This window comes from Candidatus Pelagibacter sp. HIMB1485 (assembly GCF_052048055.1).
GTDB lineage: Bacteria > Pseudomonadota > Alphaproteobacteria > Pelagibacterales > Pelagibacteraceae > Pelagibacter.
Window position 1 is genome coordinate 724,632 of sequence record NZ_JBNAIN010000002.1, and the last position, 24,880, is coordinate 749,511.

The 24,880-nt window shown below is 31.2% G+C and carries 25 protein-coding genes; 20 read left to right on the forward strand and 5 right to left on the reverse strand.

Annotated elements, in window-relative coordinates:
* Window positions 1–65 precede the first annotated feature (65 nt).
* The 3 genes from iolD to ACTTA4_RS06240 are packed head-to-tail and all read left to right on the forward strand — an operon-like array spanning window position 66 to window position 3,854.
* Window positions 66–1,910, forward strand: a complete 1,845-nt coding sequence (gene iolD, locus ACTTA4_RS06230; RefSeq protein WP_440614575.1) for a 3D-(3,5/4)-trihydroxycyclohexane-1,2-dione acylhydrolase (decyclizing) — start codon at window positions 66–68, stop codon at window positions 1,908–1,910.
* A gap of 6 nt (window positions 1,911–1,916) precedes the next feature.
* On the forward strand, window positions 1,917–3,074 hold the full coding sequence (locus ACTTA4_RS06235) for a Gfo/Idh/MocA family protein (protein WP_440633982.1): 1,158 nt from the start codon (window positions 1,917–1,919) through the stop codon (window positions 3,072–3,074).
* Between the two features lie 18 nt (window positions 3,075–3,092).
* Window positions 3,093–3,854 carry an SDR family NAD(P)-dependent oxidoreductase gene (locus tag ACTTA4_RS06240; protein ID WP_440633983.1) on the forward strand — a complete coding sequence of 254 codons (762 nt, stop codon included), beginning with the start codon at window positions 3,093–3,095 and terminating at the stop codon, window positions 3,852–3,854.
* Between the two features lie 3 nt (window positions 3,855–3,857).
* Here the strand turns inward: ACTTA4_RS06240 and ACTTA4_RS06245 are convergent, their stop codons facing one another.
* Entirely contained in the window at window positions 3,858–4,859 is a 1,002-nt protein-coding gene (locus tag ACTTA4_RS06245; RefSeq protein ID WP_440633984.1) for a 4-hydroxythreonine-4-phosphate dehydrogenase PdxA, read from the reverse strand.
* Window positions 4,860–4,948: 89 nt separating this feature from the next.
* Here ACTTA4_RS06245 and ACTTA4_RS06250 point away from each other — a divergent pair, with 89 nt between their 5' ends.
* The 12 genes from ACTTA4_RS06250 to ACTTA4_RS06305 all read left to right on the forward strand — a co-directional run bounded on the left by ACTTA4_RS06250 (window position 4,949) and on the right by ACTTA4_RS06305 (window position 16,934).
* Window positions 4,949–5,923, forward strand: coding sequence for a Bug family tripartite tricarboxylate transporter substrate binding protein (locus ACTTA4_RS06250; protein WP_440614563.1), 975 nt, complete (start codon window positions 4,949–4,951; stop codon window positions 5,921–5,923).
* A 23-nt stretch (window positions 5,924–5,946) separates the two neighbouring features.
* Entirely contained in the window at window positions 5,947–6,453 is a 507-nt protein-coding gene (locus ACTTA4_RS06255; RefSeq protein WP_262589456.1) for a tripartite tricarboxylate transporter TctB family protein, read from the forward strand.
* Entirely contained in the window at window positions 6,454–7,926 is a 1,473-nt protein-coding gene (locus ACTTA4_RS06260) for a tripartite tricarboxylate transporter permease (protein WP_440633985.1), read from the forward strand.
* A gap of 3 nt (window positions 7,927–7,929) precedes the next feature.
* Window positions 7,930–8,679 carry an SDR family NAD(P)-dependent oxidoreductase gene (locus tag ACTTA4_RS06265; RefSeq protein ID WP_440633986.1) on the forward strand — a complete coding sequence of 250 codons (750 nt, stop codon included), beginning with the start codon at window positions 7,930–7,932 and terminating at the stop codon, window positions 8,677–8,679.
* A gap of 5 nt (window positions 8,680–8,684) precedes the next feature.
* The gene (locus tag ACTTA4_RS06270; RefSeq protein WP_440633987.1) at window positions 8,685–9,587 is read left to right on the forward strand and encodes an ROK family protein; all 903 of its coding nucleotides are present in this window, start codon (window positions 8,685–8,687) and stop codon (window positions 9,585–9,587) included.
* A gap of 177 nt (window positions 9,588–9,764) precedes the next feature.
* The gene (locus tag ACTTA4_RS06275; protein WP_262589451.1) at window positions 9,765–10,670 is read left to right on the forward strand and encodes a sugar ABC transporter substrate-binding protein; all 906 of its coding nucleotides are present in this window, start codon (window positions 9,765–9,767) and stop codon (window positions 10,668–10,670) included.
* A 72-nt stretch (window positions 10,671–10,742) separates the two neighbouring features.
* A complete protein-coding gene (locus ACTTA4_RS06280; protein ID WP_440618598.1) occupies window positions 10,743–12,338 on the forward strand; it encodes an ABC transporter permease in 1,596 nt (531 codons plus the stop codon).
* On the forward strand, window positions 12,338–13,117 hold the full coding sequence (locus ACTTA4_RS06285; RefSeq protein WP_440633988.1) for an ATP-binding cassette domain-containing protein: 780 nt from the start codon (window positions 12,338–12,340) through the stop codon (window positions 13,115–13,117). The genes ACTTA4_RS06280 and ACTTA4_RS06285 overlap by 1 nt, the downstream gene beginning before the upstream one ends.
* Before the next feature lie 42 nt (window positions 13,118–13,159).
* Entirely contained in the window at window positions 13,160–14,008 is an 849-nt protein-coding gene (locus ACTTA4_RS06290) for a phytanoyl-CoA dioxygenase family protein (RefSeq protein ID WP_440633989.1), read from the forward strand.
* Between the two features lie 133 nt (window positions 14,009–14,141).
* On the forward strand, window positions 14,142–14,903 hold the full coding sequence (locus tag ACTTA4_RS06295) for an SDR family NAD(P)-dependent oxidoreductase (protein WP_440633990.1): 762 nt from the start codon (window positions 14,142–14,144) through the stop codon (window positions 14,901–14,903).
* Window positions 14,904–14,911: 8 nt separating this feature from the next.
* Complete coding sequence (locus tag ACTTA4_RS06300) at window positions 14,912–15,895, forward strand: aldose epimerase family protein (protein WP_440633991.1); 984 nt, start codon at window positions 14,912–14,914, stop codon at window positions 15,893–15,895.
* 1 nt (window position 15,896) lies between these two features.
* The gene (locus tag ACTTA4_RS06305) at window positions 15,897–16,934 is read left to right on the forward strand and encodes a Gfo/Idh/MocA family protein (RefSeq protein WP_440633992.1); all 1,038 of its coding nucleotides are present in this window, start codon (window positions 15,897–15,899) and stop codon (window positions 16,932–16,934) included.
* Here the strand turns inward: ACTTA4_RS06305 and ACTTA4_RS06310 are convergent.
* Window positions 16,931–17,995, reverse strand: a complete 1,065-nt coding sequence (locus tag ACTTA4_RS06310) for a tartrate dehydrogenase (protein ID WP_440633993.1) — start codon at window positions 17,993–17,995, stop codon at window positions 16,931–16,933. The two genes, ACTTA4_RS06305 and ACTTA4_RS06310, sit on opposite strands and share 4 nt — an antisense overlap.
* A 105-nt stretch (window positions 17,996–18,100) precedes the next feature.
* Here ACTTA4_RS06310 and ACTTA4_RS06315 point away from each other — a divergent pair, with 105 nt between their 5' ends.
* Window positions 18,101–18,613 carry a pentapeptide repeat-containing protein gene (locus ACTTA4_RS06315; protein WP_262589441.1) on the forward strand — a complete coding sequence of 171 codons (513 nt, stop codon included), beginning with the start codon at window positions 18,101–18,103 and terminating at the stop codon, window positions 18,611–18,613.
* 3 nt (window positions 18,614–18,616) lie between these two features.
* The gene (locus tag ACTTA4_RS06320; protein WP_262589440.1) at window positions 18,617–18,910 is read left to right on the forward strand and encodes a hypothetical protein; all 294 of its coding nucleotides are present in this window, start codon (window positions 18,617–18,619) and stop codon (window positions 18,908–18,910) included.
* A gap of 85 nt (window positions 18,911–18,995) precedes the next feature.
* Here ACTTA4_RS06320 and mgrA read toward each other — a convergent pair whose 3' ends face one another.
* Complete coding sequence (gene mgrA, locus ACTTA4_RS06325) at window positions 18,996–20,024, reverse strand: L-glyceraldehyde 3-phosphate reductase (protein ID WP_440633994.1); 1,029 nt, start codon at window positions 20,022–20,024, stop codon at window positions 18,996–18,998.
* A gap of 127 nt (window positions 20,025–20,151) precedes the next feature.
* Here mgrA and ACTTA4_RS06330 point away from each other — a divergent pair, with 127 nt between their 5' ends.
* Complete coding sequence (locus tag ACTTA4_RS06330) at window positions 20,152–21,591, forward strand: sodium:solute symporter family transporter (protein WP_440633995.1); 1,440 nt, start codon at window positions 20,152–20,154, stop codon at window positions 21,589–21,591.
* 1 nt (window position 21,592) lies between these two features.
* Here the strand turns inward: ACTTA4_RS06330 and ACTTA4_RS06335 are convergent, their stop codons facing one another.
* A complete protein-coding gene (locus ACTTA4_RS06335) occupies window positions 21,593–21,907 on the reverse strand; it encodes a thioredoxin family protein (RefSeq protein ID WP_440633996.1) in 315 nt (104 codons plus the stop codon).
* A gap of 123 nt (window positions 21,908–22,030) precedes the next feature.
* Here ACTTA4_RS06335 and ACTTA4_RS06340 point away from each other — a divergent pair, with 123 nt between their 5' ends.
* Both ACTTA4_RS06340 and ACTTA4_RS06345 read left to right on the forward strand, forming a co-directional pair.
* The gene (locus tag ACTTA4_RS06340; RefSeq protein WP_262589436.1) at window positions 22,031–22,963 is read left to right on the forward strand and encodes an ABC transporter ATP-binding protein; all 933 of its coding nucleotides are present in this window, start codon (window positions 22,031–22,033) and stop codon (window positions 22,961–22,963) included.
* A complete protein-coding gene (locus ACTTA4_RS06345; RefSeq protein WP_262589435.1) occupies window positions 22,953–23,720 on the forward strand; it encodes an ABC transporter permease in 768 nt (255 codons plus the stop codon). The genes ACTTA4_RS06340 and ACTTA4_RS06345 overlap by 11 nt, the downstream gene beginning before the upstream one ends.
* Here ACTTA4_RS06345 and ACTTA4_RS06350 read toward each other — a convergent pair.
* On the reverse strand, window positions 23,717–24,856 hold the full coding sequence (locus ACTTA4_RS06350; RefSeq protein ID WP_440633997.1) for a glycine cleavage T C-terminal barrel domain-containing protein: 1,140 nt from the start codon (window positions 24,854–24,856) through the stop codon (window positions 23,717–23,719). The genes ACTTA4_RS06345 and ACTTA4_RS06350 overlap by 4 nt on opposite strands.
* Between the last annotated feature and the right edge of the window lie 24 nt (window positions 24,857–24,880).

The window sequence follows — 24,880 nt, forward strand, 5'->3', positions numbered from 1 at the left end:
TGGGTTTTTTAATTTATAAATATAAATATATATAAACATTATACATAAAAAAAATAAACCCAATTATGAAAAAAATCACTCTTACTTGTGCACATGCAATCGTTAAATATTTAATAGCTCAAAAAATATTAATTAATGGCAAAAAAGAACCACTCTTTCCTGGTGTCTTTGGAATTTTTGGGCACGGGAATGTAGCGTGTTTAGGTCAAGCACTTGAAGAAAATCAAAAAGAATTACCAACTTATAGAGGCCATCACGAACAGAATATGGCTTTAACGGGAATAGGTTATGCTAGAGCTAAGAGAAGACAACAAATTTTTGTTGCTACATCGTCTGTTGGTCCAGGAGCAACAAACATGGTTACTGCAGCAGCAGTAGCGATGAGTAACAGATTGCCAATTTTATTTTTACCAGGTGATACTTATGCAAATAGAATGCCAGATCCAGTATTGCAACAAGTTGAACATTTTAACAATCCAAGCGTAACTGCAAACGATGCTTTCAAACCAGTTACAAGGTATTTTGATCGTATCACTAGACCTGAACAAATAATTCAATCATTTCCAATAGCGGTTCAAACAATGTTAGATCCTGCTGACTGTGGCCCTGCTTGTATTGCTTTAAGCCAAGATATCCAAGGCCAAACTTTTGATTATCCAGAAGAATTTTTTCAAGAGAAAGTTCATACAATTAGAAGACCAAGACCAGATGAATTTCAAATTAAAGAGGCAGCTGAAAAAATTAAATCTTCAAAAAATCCAATCATAATATCTGGAGGTGGAGTTTTTTACTCCGATGCAATGGAAGAGTTAAGTCAGTTTGCGATTAAACACAATATTCCAGTTACACAAACTGTAATGGGTTATTCAACAATGAAGAGAGATCATTCTCATTTTGCGGGTCAAATCGGAGGACTTGGTGGAAAAAATACAAACTCATTAGCAAAACAAACCGATCTTGCTATTGCAATAGGTACAAAGCTTGCTGATTTTACAACAGGATCATGGGCAAACTTTGAAAACGAAAATTTCAAATTAGTTTCAATTAATGTATCAAGATATGATGCTAATAAACATTTAGCTCAAGCTGTTGTTGGAGATGCAAAAGTTTCATTAACTGAACTTTCCCAAGCTTTAGGTGATTGGAAGGCAGGAGAAGATTGGAATAAGAAATCTCAAACAGAACTTAAGTCATGGAATGAACATATAGATAAAGAGAGTGCTCCAACTAATCAGGAAGTTCCAAGTTATGTTCAGGTAATTGGTGCCATTTATAGAAATTCTGATCCAACAGATATTGCAGTTACAGCTGCAGGAGGTTTGGTAGGTGAAGTAATTCAAGTATGGAGACCAAGAGAACTTAATACTCATGAAACCGAGTGGGGTTTTAGTTGTATGAGTTATGAAATATCTGGAGCATTAGGAATTAAGATGGCTAATCCAGATAAAGAAGTCATCTCGTTTGTTGGTGATGGTTCTTATTTATTAAATAACACTGATATTTATTCGTCAGTAATTACAAAAAATAAATTAATTATAGTTGTTTGCGATAATGGTGGCTTTGCAGTTATAAACCGACTTCAATTATTCAAAGGTGGAAAAGAGTATAATAACCTATTAAAGAGTTCTAATACCCCAGGTTTAGTAGATGTAGATTTTGCAAAACATGCAGAGAGTATGGGTGCGAAATCTGAACACGTTACTTCAATTTCAGATCTTGAAGCTGCATTTAAAAGAGCTAAAGCGTCTGATGTAACTTATGTTATTTCAATTAAAACTCATGCTTATAAATGGGTAGAAGGATCATCTTTTTGGGATAGTCCAACTTTAGAAATTCCAACTACTAAAGAAAATGAAGAAGCTTTAAAACTTTATAAAGAAGGAAGAAGCAAGCAAAGACAAGGTATTTAATCCTTTATGAACAAAGTATTTAAAGTCGGCCTTATAGGATGTGGTCATATTTCAGAGACTTATTTTAGAGCTCAGGAGTATTTCAATAATATCAGAATTGTTAAATGCGCTGATATTAATATGGAAACAGCGAAGAAGTGTGCAATTCATTACAATATTGAAGCAGTAACTGTTGAAGAACTTCTTAAAGATAAAGAGATTGAAATAATATTAAACCTTACAATTCCTGGCGCACATTTTGAAGTTTCAAAAATGGCTTTAGAAAATGGTAAGCATTCTTATGCTGAAAAACCTATGGCTGTTAACTTTGAAGATGGAAAAAAATTAGTTGAACTTGCTAAAGAGAAAAATCTTTATATTGGAAATGCACCAGATACTTTTTTGGGTGGGGGTATTCAGAAAACTCGTGAACTGATTGATAACGGTGTAATTGGTGACATTAAATTAGGTAATGCAATTTTTGCTTTCCCTGGAGTGCAATCTTATCATCCAAACCCAGAACCTTGGTTTGCTGAATATGAGGGAGGTCCTGTAATAGACATGGGTCCATACTATCTTACAGCATTAGTAAATTTAATTGGTCCGGCAAAACAAGTACAAGGAAGATGCACAAAAGTCTTTGAAGAAAGAGAAATTGGAATAGGTCCAAAAAAAGGTCAAAAATTTAAAGTAGAAACTCCAACAACTTATCTTGCAACTATACAATTTGAAAATGATTGCATCATACAGATTACTTTATCTTTTGATGTGGTTGCTCATCAAAGAAACCACATAGAGCTATATGGTAACAAAGGATCAATTATTGTTCCTGATCCAAATATGTTTGGTGGATCTGCTTTTGTTTCAGTAACTGCTGGCGGTAATTGGGGCGAACATAAAACCGACATGATGCCTTTAGGAAAAATTAATATTAAAAGTCAAAGCTCAAGAGCAAATGAATCTCCAACAAATGCAAATTATAGAGGAGCTGGTCTATCTGAGATGGCTTATGCAATTGAAAACAATTTAGAACATAGATGTAATGGAGAGCTTTCTTTACACGTTTTAGATATAATAGATTCAACTATGAGAGCATCTCAAACAGGTATTCCACAAGAAATAAAGACAACTTGCAAGAAACCAAAACCTTTTACTTTAGAAGAAATAAAAAAAATATTAAACTAATCATAAATTTTTATTCTAATGAAAGTTCAATATTTTGATTTAAAGGATAAACGTGCTTTAGTTTCAGGTGGAGCATCTGGTATTGGTGCATCAATAGTTGAACATCTTTGCGAACAAGGTGTTGAGGTTTATTTTTTTGATATAGGTAAAAAAGAAGCTCAAAAATTAATTTCTAAAATTAAAAAGAAAAAACAAAAAATACCTACTTTTCAATTTTGTAATATTAAAAATATAAAAAAATACAAAACTTTAATTCAAGGTATTATTAAAAAAAAAGGTCCAATTGATATTTTGGTAAATAATGCATCCAATGATCAACGACACACACTTGAAGAAGTTACTGAAAAATACTGGGATGACAGAATGGCAATAAATTTGAAGCACTATTTGTTTGCCATTCAGGCAGTAAAAAAAAGTATGATTAAAAATAAAGGTGGATCAATAATAAACTTAGGTTCTGTTAGTTGGATTAGGGGAGCCGTAATGTTTCCAGCATACAGTACTGCAAAAGCTGCAATTTATGGTTTAACAAAATCTTTAGCTAGAGATTTAGGACAACATAATATTAGAATAAATTCTATTGCACCTGGGTCGGTCGCAACTAAAAGACAGTCAAAATTATGGTTAAATCCAAAGTTTAAAAAAGAAATTTTAGATAAACAGTGTCTTAAAAAACAAGTATTACCTGAGGATGTCTCAAGAATGGTTTTATATCTAGCATCAGATGTTTCATCTGGATGCACTAAACAAAATTTTACGGTAGATGCTGGTTTAATATAAGGCTTAGCTTAACTTCTTTTTATTTTCAGCCATTGATAAAGCAATCTTAAATGAATTTAAAATTGGAGCTAAGTTAGCTTCATTTTTACCAGCAATTGCAAATGCAGATCCATGTGCAGTAGTTGTTACAGGAACTGTTAATCCGCCTTGAACTGTAACTCCTCTATCAAAACCAAATGCTTTAAGTCCAGACTGAAGTGCATCATGATACATTCCAACCATACAATCATGATTTTTATTTTTATATGCAACCACAAAAGATGTATCACATGGTAACGGGCCATCTGTATTAAATCCAAGTTTTTTTGCTTCCTCTATTGCTGGAATAATTTCGTCTTTTTCTTCAGTGCCGAATTCTGCATGTGGGTTAAGTGCTTGAACTGCTATTCTAGGATTTTTTACACCATTCAATTCCATAACTTCATTAATTAATTTAATAGGCTTTAAGATATTTTCTTTTGTGATGTGCTGAGCCACTTCTTTAATAGGAATGTGAGAAGTTACTCTTGCAGTCCAAAAATTATCTATAACATTAAACTCACAACAGAAACTTTTTACATCTAATTTTTCAGCCATTAATTGTAATTCATCTGAATGGGTATTTCCTCCAAGTTTTAAACTTGTTTTATTCATTGGAGCAAAATTAATTGCATCAATTTTTTTTTCTTTAGCAAGATTTAGTGCTAAATCTAAAGCCTCTAAAACACTTTCACCTGATTCTTTTGAAGGTTCAGCTATTTTATATTTGTGGTTTTTTCCTTTTGAAATATCTAATAAAAATCTATTCGATTTATTAAAATCAATTTGATCAAAACTTTCTACGACTTCAAGATGGTGAGAGTTGCCAGTTACATTATTTCCACTCTCAAGTATTTGTTTCTCACCAATAACAACAATATTTGCTTTGTTAGTTATTTCTTCACTTAATAATTTTGAAATAAGCTCAGGTCCTATTCCCGCAGGATCTCCAAGTAGTAGAGCTATGTTAGCTTTTGTTTGTGTCATTTTTTACTTTACGTCTTATATCTGAGTATGATTATATATTTATATATAAGTTATATATATAAAAACTAAATAAACTAAAGAGGGAAATAATGAAAAAAAGCTTTAAACTATTTTTAGCAGCTGCTTTTTTAGTAACTGAATTTTTTGTTGTAGCTCTTCCATTAATGATCACTTCAGCAAAAGCTGATGGACATCCAATACAAGCAATTACTCACGCTGGTTTTGGTGGTGGAACTGACGTTACTACTAGAATGATGTTATTAAGAGCAAGAAGAGTTCTTAAACAAGATATGCAGTTAGTTAACAAAAAAGGTGGTGGTGGAGCAGCATCTATGGATTACATGATGTCTTTACCTGCAGATGGTAACCACACTTTAACTTGGACTACTGGTCACGCAGTATCAATGGCTTTAGGAAAAACTAAAGTAAAATTAAGTGATATGCAGCCTTTAGCAAGAGGTACAGACGATCCTCAATTATTTGTTGTTAACTGTAACAATGAAATTAAAGATGCTAAAAAATTCATTAGCGCGCAAAAATCAAAATCACTAAAATATGGAACAACACACACTGGTGGTATTGATGATGTTAGTGCAATTGCATTTACTAAAAAGGGTGGATTAACAGATCCAACTATTGTTGCTTACAAAGGTGTAGCGCCAATTAAAACTAACCTTATCAAAGGTGATATCGATGTAGGTGTTTTAAACTTAGGTGAAGCATTAACTGAAATCAACGAAGGTAAACTTTGTGTATCAGTTGTTTTAGCAAATAATAGAATGGCTAAAATTGGTGACTCTCCAACAGCTAAAGAATTAGGAATTCCTGTTTCTTTATCTACTGTTAGAGGTTTCGTAACTAAAAAAGGTGCTCCAGCAGAAAGAGTTAAACAATTAGAAGCTGGAATGATGAAAGCTATGAGCCACAACTATTACAAAAATTTCTTAACTGAAATTGGTCTTGATGACACTAGTGTAGTTGGTGCTGACGAGTGGGGTAAGCAAATGGAAGAAATGCTTGCTGAAATGACTGCTCAGCTAAAAGCTTTAGGTTACATTAACTAATCTAATTAAAAGTACATTTGCAAATGAAGAATGTACAAAAACAAAAAAGGGCAAACAAAAGTTTGCCCTTTTTTTTTAGAGATGAATTTAAAGTCTCTTTTGTAATTATTTTTATTTCTGTAGCATTATTAATCACTACTTTTACTTTTGATATTGTTCCTCCTATATTGAATAGAGGAATACAGCCTGCAACTTTTCCAAAAGCACTTTTGGTTTTAATAATAGTAATGACTTTATTGATTTATTATTTAGCAACAAAAAATCCTTGGAAGGTTCAAACAAAATTACCAAAGTCATTCTTTTTAACACTTTCAAGTTTTGTGATTTTTTTAATCATTTCTAAGACTTTAGATTTCTTCTTGGCAATTTCAGTTTTATCTATTTTTGTATCGTATTGTTGGGGAGAGAAAAGAATATTTTATTTATTACTTGTTGGAATAATTTTTCCTGTGATTGTCTTTATTTTTTTTGAAACAATTTTAGGTTTAAGATTTCCACCTGGAATTATAACTAACATTTATTACAGCTAGATGGATAATTTATTATTAATGATGGCTCCTTTATTTAGCTCAAAGCTATTATTAGTTTTATTTTTTGGAACATTGTTTGGATTAATTTTAGGAGTGTTACCTGGTTTAGGTCCAACAACTGGTGGTGCATTAATTTTACCTTTTACAATGACACTTGATCCATTGTCAGCAATTGTATTATTAACTTCAATCTATTGTGCAGGTACTTACGGTGGTGCAATAACAGCAGTACTAATTAATACACCTGGAACCCCAGCTGCTGCAGCGACTTGTTTAGACGGTTATCCTTTGGCACAAAAAGGAGAAGCTGGAAGAGCTTTAGGAATGGCTACTGTATCAAGTACAGTTGGTGGTATTTTTAGTGTTGTAATACTTGTCTTTTTTGCACCTATATTGGCTCAACTTGCATATGAATTTGGTCAGCCAGAATATTTTGCTTTAGCCATTTTTGGTTTAACGATGCTTGCATCAATTGGAGAAGGTAGTCCAATTAAAAACCTGATTGCAGGTGCATTTGGAATTTTAATTTCAACGGTTGGTAAAGATTTTATGACATCAATTGATCGTTTTACTTTTGGAATTAACGAGTTAACTGAAGGGATTGGTTTTATACCAGTAGTGGTTGGTTTATTTGCAATGAGTGAGATGTTAACCCAATCAACTTTAATTAATCAGGTATTCAACAGAATAGCTTTAAAAGCAATTAAACTTCCAAGTAAAGATGATTATAAAAAAACTTGGAAAACCATTTTAAGATCTAGTGGTATTGGTTCATTTATTGGAGTGTTGCCTGCAGAAGGTGGAACAGTTGCCTCTTTGATTGGATATTCAGAAGCAAAAAGATTTTCAAAAAAACCAGAGGAATTTGGAAAAGGATCTATTGAAGGTATAGCTGGAGCTGAAGCTGCAAACAATGCAGCAACAGGTGGAGCAATGGTTCCAACACTTGCACTTGGAATCCCAGGTAGTGCAACAACAGCTGTAATTTTAACTGGATTAATTATACATGGCGTTAGACCTGGACCTGATTTATTTAGAGAGCAACCTGATTTTTTATATGGAATATTTGGAGCAATGTTAATTGCCAATGTTTTGTTCTTTATATTTGGTTTTTTTGGAGCAAAAATTTTTGCAAGAATAACTTTAGTGCCTAATAAAATATTATGGCCAATGATTTTTGCAGTTTCAGTTTGTGGAACCTATTCATTAAATCAATCTATAATTGACGTTTGGATTATGTTATTTTTTGGTGTTCTAGGTTTCTTTATGAGAAGATATGGTTTCTCAGTTGTTCCTGTTATCATTGGTTTAATTTTGGGTGAGTTAGTTGAAGGAACCCTAAGACAATCTCTAGTTATATTTGATGGAAATTGGTTAATGTTTTTCACAAGACCAATAGCTTTAACATTCTTTATTTTATCTTTAATTGCTTTAGCTTTTCCATTAATAAGATCTAGAAAAATTAAAAAATAAACTATGATTAAATTTGATTTAAATAACAGAGTGGCAATTATAACTGGTGGAGCTCAAGGTTTTGGTTTAGCTATTACTGAAAGATTTATCGAGTCGGGTGCTAAAGTAATAATTTGGGATATCGACGAGGGAGAAGCTAAAAAAGCATTAGAAAAAGTAAATTCTGAAAATTTAACTTATCAAATAGTAGATGTGAGCAACTATGAAACAATTAATTCAAAATTATCTGAAGTTGAAAAATCACATGGTAAGATTGATATCTTTATAAACAATGCCGGTGTAGCAGGCATGAACACTACTGTTGCAGAATACCCTATAGAAGAGTGGAACAAAGTTATTAACCTAAATTTAAATGCAGTCTTTTATTGTTGCAAAGCAGTTGTTCCATTTATGGTTAAGAATGATTATGGAAGGATTGTAAATATTGCCTCTATTGCAGGTAAAGAAGGAAATCCAAATGCAAGTGCTTACAGCACTTCAAAAGCAGGAGTTATAGGTTTAACTAAATCTTTAGGTAAAGAACTTGCTCAAAAAAATATCGCAGTAAACTGTGTTACCCCAGCTGCTGCAAAAACTAGAATTTTTGATCAAATGACTGAGGAGCATATAAATTATATGCTTTCAAAAATACCAAGAAATAAATTTGCTAAGGTGGAGGAATTAGCTTCTTTGGTTGCTTGGTTATCAAGCGAAGAAAACTCTTTCTCAACAGCCGCAGTGTTTGATCTAAGCGGCGGTAGAGCAACTTACTAATAATTATGCAAGTAGGTATAGACGTTGGTGCAACAAAGATAGAGAGTGTTGTACTTGAAAAAGATGGACAAGAAAAACACAGATCTAGAATAGCTTGTCCAAAAAATTATACTCAAATTATTACTGCAATAAGAGATATTCATAAAAAATTAGAAGAAGAGTTTAAACAAGAGCTTCCAATCGGTGTTTGTCATCCAGGAGTTCACTCTCCACAAACAGGGTTAGTTAAAAACGTTCCCAACATAAGCTGGTTAGAAAAAAAACCTTTTCAAAATGATTTGCGTAAAGCACTAGGTAAAGAAGTTTTTTGTGAAAATGATGCAAATTGTTTTGCTTTGTCAGAGGCAATAGATGGAGCAGGGAAACATTATAAAATTGTTTATGGAATTATTTTAGGATCTGGAGTTGGAGGAGGTTTGGTAATTGATAAAAAAATTGTAAGTGGTCCTAATGGAGTTGCAGGAGAGTGGGGTCATAACCAAATTCCTTATTTTGCTGCAAAAAAGGAAAATTTCGACTCTAGTAATCCAAGAGAAGCAGAGATTGAGAGCTTTTTATCCGGCTTAGGCTTAGCTAAAAGATTTAAAAAACTTTATGGAAAAAATTTAAAAACAAATGAAATTTTTGAATTAAATAGACAACATGATTTAGATGCAGAAAAATTTATAGATGATTTTAAAGTAAATTTAGCAATGTCACTTTCAAGTATAATAAATATTTTGGATCCTGATGCTTTTATATTTGGAGGAGGAGTTTCAAATGAAATTGATTTCTTACATGAAATAGATTCACTGGTACGAAAATTTGTAATTGGCAGAGAATACGAAGGTGTTTTTTTAAAACCAAGGTATGGTGATGCTAGTGGCGTCCGTGGTGCTGCAAGATTAGGAAGAAGTGCGACATACTAGTTTTAAATTTAAATTAGAGAAATTCTAAATTTTAAAGACAAGCAAAGTAGCGAAAAAAAATTAAAAAAAAAAAATCAATTTAAAGTTGTATTTATATTTTTTGTTATGAACTTTGCTGAAACTAGGTATATTTCCTTTTTTAAATTAATTTAAAAACATAAAAAAAAGGGAGAAATAATGAAAAAACTTATACTTTCGATTGCAGCTCTTGCATTATTTGCAACTTCTGCGTTCGCTGAAAGATATGTCATGATTACTCATGGTGAAGGAAAAGATCCTTTTTGGCCTGTAGTTCAAAAAGGTGGTGAAGATGCAGCTAGAGCAATCGGTGCTGACTTCGAATATATCTACAACCCTTCTGCTGATATGGCTGATATGGCAAGCTCAATTCAAGCTGCTGCAGCTACTCAACCAGATGGTATGGTAATTTCTTTACCAGATCCAGATGCATTAGGCCCAGCTATTAAAGCTGCTGTTGCTGCTGGTGTTCCAGTAATTACAATGAACTCTGGTTTAGAGTCTTCTGCTAGCCTAGGTGCTTTAATGCACGTTGGTCAGCCCGAATTACTTGCTGGACAAAAAGCTGGTGAAAGAGCAAAAGCTGAAGGTGCTTCTAAAGCACTTTGTATGATTCAAGAAGCATACAACACAGCTCTTGTAGACAGATGTGAAGGTTACGGTTCTGCTGTTCCTATGCAAATGACTGATACTACATCTGACCCTGCAACTATTCAAACTAGAGCAACTGCTGCTTTACAAGCTAACAGTGATATCGATGCGATCCTTTCAGTAGGACCACACGTGTGTGAAGCTGTTGATAAAGCTTTAGCTGATCTAGGTATGACAGTACACCACTCTTGCTTCGACTTAAGTCCTGCAGTTATGGATTTAATCGGATCTGGAAGAGTTGCTTTCACTATCGATCAACAACAAAGATTACAAGGTTATATGCCAATTATCGTATTACACTTGTACAACAACAGTGCTGGACTTTTACCAGGAGCTAACATCCCATCAGGACCTGGCTTCGTTGACAAGTCTAACGCTTCTTCAGTTGCTGCTTTAGCAGGTATTGATAGATAGTCTGTAATAATTTAAAGGGTCGATTATTCAATCGGCCCTTTTTTTTTAACAAAATTAATAAGTCTTTAATAAATGAACACATCAACAACAAAAAAACCAAGACAAGAGTCAGACCGACAAGGTGAAAAAAAATGGTACTCTGCATTTATGTCTCGACCAGAAGTTGGACCTTTTGGAGTTATGGTTTTACTTTTTTGTATGTTGGGATACTTTTCTATTCCAGAAGGACAATTTTCTCTTAACCCTTTCTCTGGTGAAGGATTTAACGCTTTAGGAATTAGAAATAATTTTAGGGTAATTGCACAATTAGGGATCGTTGCACTTGCTGCTGGAATGTTAATCATTGCAGGTGAATTTGACCTTTCTGTTGGTTCAATGATTGGTTTTGCTGGTGGTTGTATGGCAATGATACTTAAATGGGGTTTTGCTGTTGTTATTCCTTACATATCTTTTGAAGGTGGTTTTCATTTTGAAGGATTTACATTATTTAAAATTCAAGATGTATCTCCATTATTAGCAATATTAATTACATTATGTATGACATTATCTTTTGGTTGGATACAAGGATGGATAATTGTTAAGAGTGGAATATCTTCTTTCATCGTTACATTAGGTGGACTTTTCTTCTTAAGAGGTTTAACTGAGGTATCATACAGAGCATTTAACAAAGCTCCTGATCAAACTGCTGGATCAACAACTGTTACAGATTTACCAGATATAAAAAATATTATAAATGTACCAGGTCATGGAGAAATGGAAAGAGACGCGGCTAAATCTTTACCAAATGACCAATTATTAGAAATTCTTAGCACTGTGCCAGCTAGCACGGTAGCAAAATTAACTGAACGATTAACATATATTAACGAAAAAGTTGCAGCTTACAAAACTGCTATGAATGCCGAAAAGATGATTGCAACTTTAGAAAAATCATTAGCTGGGGCAAAAAAATCTGGCAATGACTCAATGGTTGAAATTTTGACAAAGAAAATTGAAGCTGGTGTTAATGTTCCTGAAGTTGCAGCAAAAGCGGTAACTGATATCGATATAGCAAAAGCTTACATCGACACCATAGTTACTGCAAGACCTGTAGCTAATTTCTTTGGTGGCGATATTATGGAACCAGTATTTAACTGGTTATATTATACTGTAGATTGGAACGTAAATAACTTCGGAAACATTTTTGCTAAAGGAATGTATTCTTGTTTAATGATCTGGGGACTAATTGCGTTCATTTGTTATTTAATTTTAAGTAAAACTCAAGCAGGTAACTGGATTTATTCAACTGGTGGAAATCTTAATGCTGCAAAAGCTAATGGTGTTCCAACGAATAAAGTTAAGATTTCATTATTTATGTTTACTGCATTCTGCGCAACTATGTTTGCGGCTTGTCAGGTATTTGAAGTTAACACAGCAGATACAGCTAAAGGTAATTTAAAAGAGTTAGAAGCAATTGCTGCAGCGGTTATTGGTGGTGTTGTTTTAACTGGAGGTTTCGGAACAATAGGTGGAATAATCCTAGGCACAATTATCTTTGGAATTGCAAAAGAAGCTTTCTTTTATATTCCTGGAATTGATGGATCGTTCTACAGAGTGTTCCTTGGAGCAGTTCTTGTTACTGCTGCCTTTACCAATGAGAATATAAGAAAACGAATTATGGGAAATATCTAATGGATAAAAAACCATTAATTGAAATAAAAAATTTAGTAAAAAAATTTGGAACATTTACAGCTTTAAACGGTGTTTCATTAGATGTTTATCCAGGGGAAGTTCATGCATTGTTAGGTGATAATGGTGCTGGAAAATCAACTTTGATCAAAGTGTTATCTGGTGTTCATCCTATGACAAGTGGAGAAATAAAAGTAGATGGAGAAAATGTAAACTTTACTTCACCACGTCAAGCGTCTGATGCAGGTATTGGAACTGTTTATCAAGATTTAGCACTTAATGCTTTAACATCAGTAACGAGAAATTTTTTTCTTGGACGTGAATTAATAAAAGGTCCCGCCGGATTTGGTTTAATGCAAATGGATGAGATGGACAGAATAACAATAGAGGAAATGTCTAAAATTGGAATTAATATTGCAAACCCTAATCAGCCAGTTGGAACAATGTCAGGTGGACAAAGACAAACATTGGCAATTGCAAGAGCAATTTACTTTGGTGCAAAGATATTAATTTTAGATGAACCTACTTCAGCATTAGGACAAAAGCAGCAAATGGAAGTTTTAAAAACAATAAAAAAAGTTCAAAATTTAGGAAATATTGCAATTATACTTATAACTCACAATGAAATTCATGCTCGTCTTATAGCTGATCGATTTACTTTTTTAAGTTTAGGAGAAGTAATTGGTTCTGGATTGTCTTCAGAGCTAGGTAATGAAGATGTGAAAAGATTGATGGCAGGTGGTGCTAAAATTGGTGATCTAGCTAAAGAATTAGAGTTATAATTTTTTATTTTTTTTTAATTTTTTTTCACTTAAAATTTATCTATGCGGAAATTCTCAAGAGATAATTTTAATATTAACGAAGCAATCAATGAATTAATGCATGAATCTGGAGTTATTGTTGTTGAAAACATATATAATTTAAACGAAATTAAAGAAGCAAGAGAGATTGTTAATCATTTTGCAGATACACAAGAGCAAAAAGAAACCCACTTTAACGCTGAGGCTGAGGCGTCTGATAAAATTAAACTACAGCAAAGGATATGGAATTTGTTTGGTAAAGGAGAGGTTTTTAGTAAATTAATAACAAACGACATTATTTTTAGCTTAATGTCTAAACTTTTAGGTTCAGAGTTTTTTTGTGGATCTTACTGTGCAAGCAGGTTGTTACCAGGATCTATAGGTCAAGAACTACATATCGATTATCCATATTGGGATTTTTATAATAGTGAGACTTTTCCGATGGGTCTTAATAGTTCATTTGCACAAAACTGTCAGGCCACTATACCTCTAGATATTTGCTCAGAACAATCAGGAGCAACCGCATACATACCAGGATCACAAAAGAAACTACACTATCCAAATGAAAATGATGATTTTTCAAATAAACAACAAATGATTGCTAATCCTGGTGATTTAGTTTTTTTCAATGGTAACTGCTGGCATGGAGCATCACCAAATAAATCAGATCACCAAAGAGCCGCATTACTGATAGAGTTTCTTCCAAAGTATATAAAACCAGTTGAAGATTTAGTTACTTATTTATCAGAAGACTTCAAAAATAATTCAAATCCAAAAGTGCGACAGCTTTTAGGATTAAATTATGAATATCCAAAAATTATGGATGCAAGTAAAAAAATAAATAATATCGGTTTAGGTTATAAAGCTAAATAAAATCTATATTTTTATTTTAAATTCTTTATAAGTACTAAAATAAACAGAATTTAAATTATTAAATTAATAAAATTTTTAAATATCAATATTTAGAAAATTAAAGAGCATTTATAACTGGAAGAGGATTAAAAGTATGAAAGTAAAATATTACGATTTAGAAAATAAAAGAGTATTTATTACAGGCGGAGGATCTGGAATTGGGGCTTCCATAGTTGAACATTTTTGTGAACAAGGTTCAGAAGTTTACTTTATAGACATTAACGTATCAGAGTCTGAAAAATTAATTGAAGATATAAAAAATAAAAAATATTCAATACCAACTTTTATTGAATGTGATTTATTAAATATAAAACAACTTCAAAAAACAATTGCAGACATCATAGATCAAAAAGGCCCAATTGATATTTTAATCAATAATGCCGCTAATGATACAAGACATAAGATTGATGATGTTACAGAGGAATATTGGAACGAAAGAATGAATGTAAACTTAAGACATTATTTTTTCACAGTTCAATCAGTTAAAAAATCAATGATTGAAAATAAAGGTGGTGTAATTGTTAACATGGGATCATCTTCATGGATGGTTGGCCAAGGTGGTATGGCTGCATATACTGCAGCTAAATCTGGTGTTGTAGGTTTAACAAGATCTTTTGCAAGAGATTTAGGTGAATTTAACATTAGGGTTAATTCAGTAGTTCCAGGATGGGTATTAACTCAAAGACAAATTGATCTTTGGTTAAATGAAGAGTCTGAAAAAGAATTGATGAAAAACCAATGTTTGAAAGCAAGATTGTTACCTCATGAGCTTGCTCAAGCAGTATTGTTTTTTTCATCAGAGCAATCAGGTGGATGTACAAATCAATCTTATATAGTTGATAAAGGCTGGTTGTAAAACGCTTTGTGAAAGTACAAAGTTCTACGATAGAAAATAAATATTTAAGAGTTAAATCAATTAATATCGGTGCTAGCTTGTACGAGGTTTATGACAAGCAAAAGAAAATTAATCTAATCTTAAATTTAGGTTCTATAAAAAATTATAGTAGTAAAAATTTTTATGTAGGTGCTACTTGTGGCAGGTACGCAGGAAGAATATCAAATTCGAAATTTAAGATTAAAAATAAAACTTTTAAACTTGATGGTAATGAGGGAAGAAATACACTTCATGGAGGCAAAATAGGATTTGATAGATTGGAATGGAAAATTAAACATCATTCAAAAACTAAAATTATTTATCAATTATTATCTAAAAATTTAGATCAAGGTTTCCCAGGGGAATTAAATTCAGAGTGTATTTTTGAAATTATAAATAAAAGTTTAATTATCAAATACCAATATAAATCAAATCAATTTACTCACGTCAGTTTAACAAATCATAGTTATTGGAATTTAAATAAAAATAAAAAAGAGGCAATTTTTAATCATGATTTAAAAATTAACTCAGAAAAATATCTTGAAGTAAACAATAAATTAATCCCAACTGGTAAATTTAAAAAAGTTAAAAACACTATAAATGATTTCAATAAGTTTAAAAATATTGGAGAAAAAATAGATTATATAAAATACAAAAATACAAAAAAATCATCTAATAAAATAAATGCATTAGGATTTGATTTAACATTTTGTGTCAAAAAAAATTCTAAAAAATATTTAGCTTCTTTAAAAAATAAAAAAACCAATATTCAATTAGACTTTTATTCAAATCTTCCTGGAGTACAGCTCTATACTAGCCAAGGTTTGAGATATAAAAATAAACTTTCTCCTTATCAAGGAGTTTGCTTAGAAACTCAGCACTATCCAGACGCACCTAATAATAAAAATTTTCCAAGTACTTTAATTAAACCTAAAAAACTTTATAAGTACTTTACAAAAATAAATATTTCATAAAATGAATAAAAAAATAAACATATCGATTGTTGGAACTGGTTTAATGGGATTGCAACACATAAAGGCAATTTCAAAATCTAAAAAAGCCAATCTTCATTCAATAGTTGATATTAGTAACAATGCAAAAAATTTATCAAAAAAATATAAAATCCCATTGTATTCAAATGTAGAAGAACTTTTAAACTCACAAAATTTGGACGCAGTAATTGTAGCTACTCCAAATCAACTTCATGAAAAACATACAGTTAGTTTTTTAAAGAAAAAAATTCCGGTATTATTAGAAAAACCTATTTCAGATAACATTAATTCAGCTAAAAAAATAATTAGTAGCGCTAATAAAAATAAAACACCGTTATTAATTGGTTATCACCGAAGACACAACTCTATTGTATCAAAGGTAAAAGAGTTAATCGATCAAGGTAAATTGGGAAACATCGTTTCAGCAAATGTATTGTGTTGGCTTTATAAACACAAAGCTTATTACAAAGAAAAATGGAGAATTAGTAAAGGTGGAGGGCCTTTAGGAATTAATTTAGTCCATGATATCGATATGATTTGCTACTTACTTGGATCTATTAAATACGTTCAAGCATTTACAACTAATAAAACTAGAAAATTTGCAGTCGAAGATACAGCAACAATTAGCTTAATTTTTAATTCAGGTGCACTTTGTACTTTAAATTTATCAGATACAATTGTTGCTCCATGGAGTTATGAATTAACTGCAGGAGAAAATCCTGCTTATCCTATAACTAATCAATCTGCATATATGATTGGTGGTACTAAGGGATCATTGCAATTTCCTAATTTAAAATATTGGTTCTATAAAAATGAGCGAAGTTGGTGGAATAAGATATTTGTTAACGAAGATAAAAACAAAAAAGACGATAGTACTTTAGTTAACCAAATTGATCATTTTGCTGATGTAGTATCTAAAAAAGTTAAGCCAAAAGTTAATGGTAACGATGGTTTAATCTCTCTAAAGATTTTTGCTGCAATAACCAAAAGCGCAAAAACTGGTAAGAAGGTTAAGATTTAAAGATTAGCTAATATTGAATTAGAACATTTTAAGGTATCAGCATCTCCACCCAAGTCTTTAGTTCTGTTTTCTTTTTCACTTAAAGATTTTTCAATAGCATCAACAATTGAATTAGAGGCTTCTTTTTCTCCTAAATAATCTAACATCATTGCACCAGACCAAATTTGTCCTACAGGATTAGCAATACCTTTTCCTGCAATATCAGGTGCTGAACCATGAACTGGTTCAAATAAAGATGGAAATTTATTTTCAGGATTAATGTTTCCAGATGGAGCAATTCCAATAGTTCCAGTGCAAGCTGGTCCTAAATCAGAAAGAATATCTCCAAACAGGTTAGATGCAACAACAACATCAAACCATTCAGGATTTAGTACAAATCTAGCAACCAAAATATCAATATGATATTGATCTGTTTCAATATCAGGATAATTTTCTTTCATTGTATTAAAACGTTCATCCCAAAACGGCATTGTAATTGAAATACCATTTGATTTTGTTGCATTTGTTAATTTTTTTCTTTTTCTTTGTTTTGCTAATTCAAAAGCAAATTTTTGAACTCTATCTATTCCATGCGCTGACATGATAGTTTCCTGAATAGCTATTTCTCTATCAGTATTTTTAAACATTCTTCCACCAACAGAAGAGTATTCACCTTCAGTATTTTCTCTAACAATTAGCATATCGATATCACCAGGTTTTTTATTTGCTAACGGAGGATTAATTCCAGGAAATAATTTTACTGGTCTAAGATTGATATATTGATCAAATTCTCTTCTGAACTGAAGTAAGGATCCCCATAAAGATATATGATCTGGAACTTGATCTGGCATACCCACTGCGCCAAAGAATATGGCATCATGTTTTCCTAATTTTTCCTTCCAATCATCTGGAAGCATTTTTCCATGTTTTTCATAATAATCACATGAAGCAAAATCATATTCTGTAAAATTTATTTTGAATTGATGTTTTTCAGCAGCGTCTTTTAATACTTTTAAGCCTTCAGGAACTACTTCTTTTCCTATTCCATCTCCTGCTATTGATGCAATGTTATATTCTTTCATAGGTTGATTTTTATACTTCAAAAATACAATAATTTATAATGTTAAATTATTTTTAAAGGCATAAACCTTCATTGTTTTGACATATTTTATTTGTTAGTTTTGATTATGAAAAAAATACTTCTTTTAATCTTCTTTAGTTTCTTTTTTGTTTCAAATTCAAATGCTGCATGTGATGATCCATTAACAGATGGTGTAGATTATTCTAAATGCAGATTTTCAGATGCACAAGATCTACAAGGTAGTTATCTACCAAACTCAAATTTATCTTTTGCAAGTTTTGTACAAGTAAATTTAGATAAAAGCATTATGATGAATTCAAATTTATCTTTTGGAACTTTTCCAGAGTCTACATTTGTTAGAGCTAATCTTTATGAAACAATTAGTATTGGTGGTAATTTTGAAAAAACAAATTTTACTAATGCAAACTTAACTAGAGTTGATTTTATGGGAGCAACTTTAATAGAAGCTAATTTTCAAAATGCAAATTTGATGGAAGCAAACTTTACATCTGCAAACATTACTAATGCAAATTTTGAAAATGCAAATCTGATTGGTGCTACTTGGACTAATGGTAAGACATGCGGTCCAGACTCAATCGGCACCTGCATTGAGCAATAAGATATGAACACTTCAGTTAATACTGATGATGTTATTTTTAATTTTTTTAAACAAATCTGTGATGAAAAAGATGATCAAAAGTGTGTTGAGCTTGGAAAAGAATGGATAAAAGCAATGGAAACCAACCTTTCTTCTATGGAAGCAAATCTAAATGGGGCTGATTATCTCAAACATAAAGACGATATTCAAAGTAACCGAGATCATTTAAATAGCCTAAAAAATAAGAATTCTACAGAGTGGAGAGAGTACGCTACTCAGTGTATGATCGAAATCATGAATCACAAAGGTCAACAATAATGAGTAATCAAGAAAGAGTATTTCTAATTATTTGTGCTTCTTTAATTATTTTTACTCTTCATTATTTGATTGAAAAACACTTTTTTTAATAAGAACTAGATCTTGCCCACTTATTAATATTTCCATCTTTAGCTTTTTTATTTATTTCTTTAAGTTCAGATTTAGAAAAATTTAAATTATTTAGACTTTCAATATTTTCTTTAATTTGTTTTACACTACTTGCTCCAATTAAAGCTGTAGTTACTGCTTTGTTATTTAACACCCAAGCCAAAGCCATTTGCGATAACGTTTGACCTCTTTTTTTAGCAATTTGATTTAAATCTGAAATTATCTTTATGTTTCTTTTGTTTATAAAGTTTTTATCTAATGCAGATTTTGGATCACTTGCTCTTGATGCTTTTGGAATTCCTTTTAAATATTTATCTGACAACATTCCTTGTGCTAATGGAGAAAAAGCAATAGTTCCAATTCCTAATTTAATTAAATTTTTATCCAAGTCTTTTTCAAACCATCTATTTATTAAAGAGTAAGAAGGCTGGTGAATAAATATTTTAATGTTTCTTTTCTTTAAAATATTGAACATTTCAATGGTTTTCTTTGAAGAATACGAAGAAATACCAATATAAAGAGCTTTACCAGATCTATAAATAAGCTCTAAGGCATCTGCTGTTTCTTCTAACGGTGTATTTGGATCAAATCTATGTGAATAAAATATATCTACATAATCTAATCCCATTCTCTTTAAACTTTGATCACAGCTTGCAATGATATATTTTTTTGAACCCCATTCACCGTAAGGTCCTTCCCACATATCATAACCAGCTTTAGATGAGATAATTAATTCATCTCTATATCTTTTAAATTCTTTACTTAAAATTTTTCCAAAATTAGCCTCAGCACTTCCTGCTGGTGGACCGTAATTATTTGCTAAATCAAAATGAGTAATCCCTGAATCAAAAGAATAAAACAACATTTTCTTTGCTTCAGATGTAAGTTGTTTACCACCAAAATTATGCCAAAGACCAAGGCTTATTAAAGGTAGATCAACACCACTCTTTCCACATCTTCTATATTTCATGTTGGAATATCTTTTTGGTGATGCTCTGTAGTTCATAACTATTAATATAACTTAATATTTTAGTTTAAAAACTTAAAATTAAATATATATTTAAATAAAGGGGTGTCTTAACAGACTGAGATTAAACCCTACGAACCTGTCCGGTAATTCAGAAAGGGATAAAATGGATAACGCATACTTTTTAAGTCAATCATCGTCATTAACATTAGTAATTATTATTAGTTTAGTATTCGCTGCATTAGGAATTTATCATTCTAAAAAATTCCAAGGAATAAGTAATTATTTAACAGCTAATAGAAATATAGAATTATTTTCATTAACAACTAGTCTTGTTGCATCTGCTTTAGGAGCATGGATTTTATTTGGCCCAGTTGCTGCTGCCACATGGGGAGGAATAGGGGCTGTTATTGGTTATGCACTAGGTACAGCTTTTCCAATGATTTTCTTAATTTATTTTGGAAGAAAAATTAGATCAGAGTTTCCAAAAGGCTCATCTCTAATTGAGTTTATGAGAAAAAAATTTGGAAAAATTTTGTTTAAACTGATTTTGTTAATGACAATTTTTTACATGTTTATTTTTCTTTGTGCAGAGGTGACAGCTGTTGCGGTTTTGATAAATTATTTGTCAGGTACAGATCTTTGGATCACTGCATTAATAGTACTTTTAGCAACTTTAACGTACACGCTTTATGGGGGTCTAAGAGCTTCTATTTTTACTGATAATATTCAAATGATAGTAATTGGTTTCCTTTTATTAATTCTAATTTTAATTATCAGTTCATCAACAGGAGATAATTTTTCATTTGCATTGATTAAAGAAAAAAATCCACAACTATTAAGCTCATCTTATATTCCAAGTTATACAGCTGGATTAACTTTTTTTATTGCAGTTGCAGCTACTAATCTATTTCACCAAGGAAATTGGCAAAGGGTTTATGCTGCTAAAGATTACAACACTTTAAAATCAGCATTGATCATTTCTTTTTTTGTTATTGTTCCAATAGTTTTTTTAATGGGCTTTATTGGAATGGTTTCATTTTCTATTGACCCTTCAGCAAGAGCTGATTTAGGATTTTTCACTTTATTGTTAAAAGAGCAAACTGAAATGTTATCCTTAATTATTATTGTTCTTGGATTAGCTTTAACAATTTCAACAGTTGATACATTGGTTAATGCGATATCAAGTTTGTTTGTTGTTGATGGTAAAGCAACTTTTAATTTAGATAAAAAAACAGATTATTTAAAAATTTCTAAATACTTTATTATATTTTTATCATTAATTGCATTTGGTGTTGCATCAAAAGGATTTGATATTTTATATTTATTTTTACTTGCAGATCTATTTTGTTGCGCGTTTGTATTCACAGTCTTTTACAGTTTTTACAACAAGGTAAATGAAAAAACTGCTTATGTTTCAATTATCATAGGTTTAATTGGTGGATTTTTAATGTTTCCTTATCCAGATTTTTCTAAGAGTTTATTAGTTGGGGGATTTATGTCTAAAGATCTATTTTCACCTTTTGTTGCACAATCTTTATTATTCTTATCATTTGTTGTTGCAACTTTTTTGCCAGCAGTAATTTTGAAATTGAAAAGTAATTAATTTAGATCACTGAATTTAAAGCATCATAAATAAGTTCTTTGGTTGTCTCACCAATACTTCTGTAAACTTCTTTATTGTCTTTAAAAATTAAAAGTGTTGTTTGATATTGAACATTAAAAAATTTAGCAATTTCCTTATTAGTTACATCAAATTTAAAGTATTCAATATTATCAAAATCATTTTTTGCTTTATCAAGAACTTTCATTTGGCTGGCACAAGATGTGCAATATTTAACCCAAGAACTAACCACTACAACTTTTCCATCCGCTAAAGCCTTATCAAACAACTCTTTAGAGTAAGTTGTTTCTTTAGCCATCCCGTTATTATTGAATGCTAATATAAAACAGATAAATACAAAAATTTTTCTCATTAATCATAGGTTGTAAACAAATTTTAAATTATTGTAATACAATAAATTGTCTCTATATATGCCTAGTTCATGTCAGATCAAATAAGCATAAATAATCTATCAAAAGTCTACGATAATGGCTTTGAAGCCTTAAAGAAAATAAACCTAAACATCAAAAAAGGTGAAATTTTTGCAATGCTTGGACCGAATGGTGCAGGTAAAACTACTCTTATAAGTATTATTTGTGGAATCGTTAGACCATCTTCAGGAAAAGTTACTGTAGATGATTTTGATATCATTGATGATTACAGAGAAACAAGATCTAGAATTGGATTAGTTCCACAAGAATTGACCTTAGAACAATTTGAAACAGTTTTTAACAATGTTTCATACTCAAGAGGTTTGTATGGAAAAAAACCAGATCCAAAACACATTGAAAAAATTTTAAAAGACTTAAGCTTATGGGATAAAAAAGATTTAAGATTAAGACAGTTATCTGGAGGAATGAAGAGACGTGTATTGATTGCAAAAGCGTTGTCTCATGAACCAACCATATTATTTTTAGATGAGCCAACTGCCGGTGTTGATGTTGAATTACGTCAAGACATGTGGAAGGTAGTTGAAACTTTAAGAAAAACAGGTGTAACAATTATTCTTACCACACATTATATTGAAGAAGCAGAAGCTATCGCAGATAGAGTAGGGGTAATCAATCAAGGCGAAATTATTGTTGTTGATGAAACAAAAGAATTATTAAAAAAAATGGGACATAAAAAGCTTACAGTAGATCTTCAAGAAGAAATTACTGAAATCCCAAGCAGTTTAGATAAGTATAATCTAGAAATTGGAGAAGATAAGAAATCGATCAATTATACATATAATGTTAGAGCTAAAAGCACTGGAATAACTAACTTGTTACAAGATTTAAAAGATGCAAATTTAAAATTACAAGATTTAAAAACTGAACAAACTACTTTAGAGAAAATATTTGTTACATTAGTAAAGGAGAACAATGAAGTTTAATTATTACGCATTTAGAGCAATGTACTTGCATGAAATGGATCGATTCAAGAGAACATTGATGCAATCATTGTTTTCTCCCGTTTTATCTACATCATTGTACTTTATTGTTTTTGGATCTGTAATTGGTGGATATGTAGAAAAGATTGATGGAATTAGTTATGGATCTTTTATTGTTCCTGGTCTTTTGATGTTAACGTTGTTAACTCAATCAATCAGTAACACATCATTTGGGATATTTTTTCCAAAATTTAATGGAACTATTTATGAAATTTTAGCTGCACCAATTTCAACTTTTGAAATTGTTTTAGCTTTTGTAGGCGCTGGCGCTACTAAAACTCTTATAGTTGGATTGGTTATATTTTTAACATCAACGTTCTTTGTTGAGGTTCAAGTAATGTATCCATTACTAATGATATTTTTATTAGTATTAGTAGCATTTACATTTGCTTTATTTGGTTTTTTAATTGGTTTAATGAGCTCTAATTTTGAGCAAATGTCTATAATTCCAACATTAGTTATCACACCAATGGTATTTTTAGGTGGTAGTTTATATTCTTTAGATATGTTGCCTGAGTTTTGGCAAACAGTTACTTATTTTAACCCAGTTGTTTATTTAATTAATGGTTTAAGATTTGCTTTTTATGGTGTTTCAGATTTCAATATTTGGGTGAGCGTTATTTCAATGGTAGTATTTTTGATGTCATGTGTAACTGTGGTTACAGTTCTATTGAAAAAAGGATACAATATTAAATCTTAGCTACTAGCTATTTTCTTTTTTGGATCGTAAAAAGGTTTTTCTACTATTGTAGCTGAATATTTTCCTTCGTGAGTTTCTATATGTAATTTATTACCTAATTCTGAATGATTAACTTCAATCATTGCAAGTGCAATATTTTTTTTTAATCTAGGTGAATATACAGCTGAAGTTACCTTACCAATTTTCTTGCTATCTTTTTCAATCGGCCAAAAAGTTGTGTTTGGTCCTGACAAAGGATCACAATCTATTATAAGACCAACTTGTTTTCTTTTAATTCCTTCTTGCTTGATTTTTTTAAGTGCTTCTTTACCTATAAAATTTATATCAGTATCTAAATTAACTAATCGATCAAATCCTAGTTCAAATGGATTTGTATGGATATCTGCATCTGCGTGATAAGAAAGCATACCGCCTTCAATTCGTCTTATAGAAGATGTATGACCAGGCTGAAGACCATGTTCTTTACCAGCTTCCATTATTTTTTCATAAAGCTCATTACCTCTTGAACCATCTCTTAAATATATTTCATATCCAAGTTCACTTGACCAACCAGTTCTTGAAACAATCAATGGAATCCCATCAAGTTCATATTCTCTAAGCCAATAATATTTAAGATCTCTGATCTCTTCTCCAAATAGTTTGACCATGATTTCTTGTGAGGTAGGACCTTGTAACTGCAGAGGGGATACATCTGGTTCAGATATTTTAACATCTAAACCTGAGTTAACCGCAACACCTTGTGCCCATAATAAAACATCACTATCAGCTAAAGATAACCAAAAATGATTTTCAGCCAATCTTAATAAAACTGGATCATTTAAGATACCACCATCATTATTTACAATTAAAACGTATTTACATTGTCCAACTGATAACTTTGAAAGATCTCTAGGAGTTAAAAGTTGAGTAAATTTATATGCATCAGGACCTGTGATCTCGACCTGTCTTTCAACTGCAACATCACATAAAATTGATTTTTCAATTAGGTTCCAAAAATTTTGCTCAGGACTTCCAAAATCCCTTGGAATATACATGTGATTATATACAGAAAAACCTGTCGCTCCCCATTTTACAGTAGCATCAAAATAAGGAGATTTTCTAATCTGTGTTCCAAAACCAAAGTTTTTATTAGACATTTGAGAGCCTTAACAGTCTGAGTA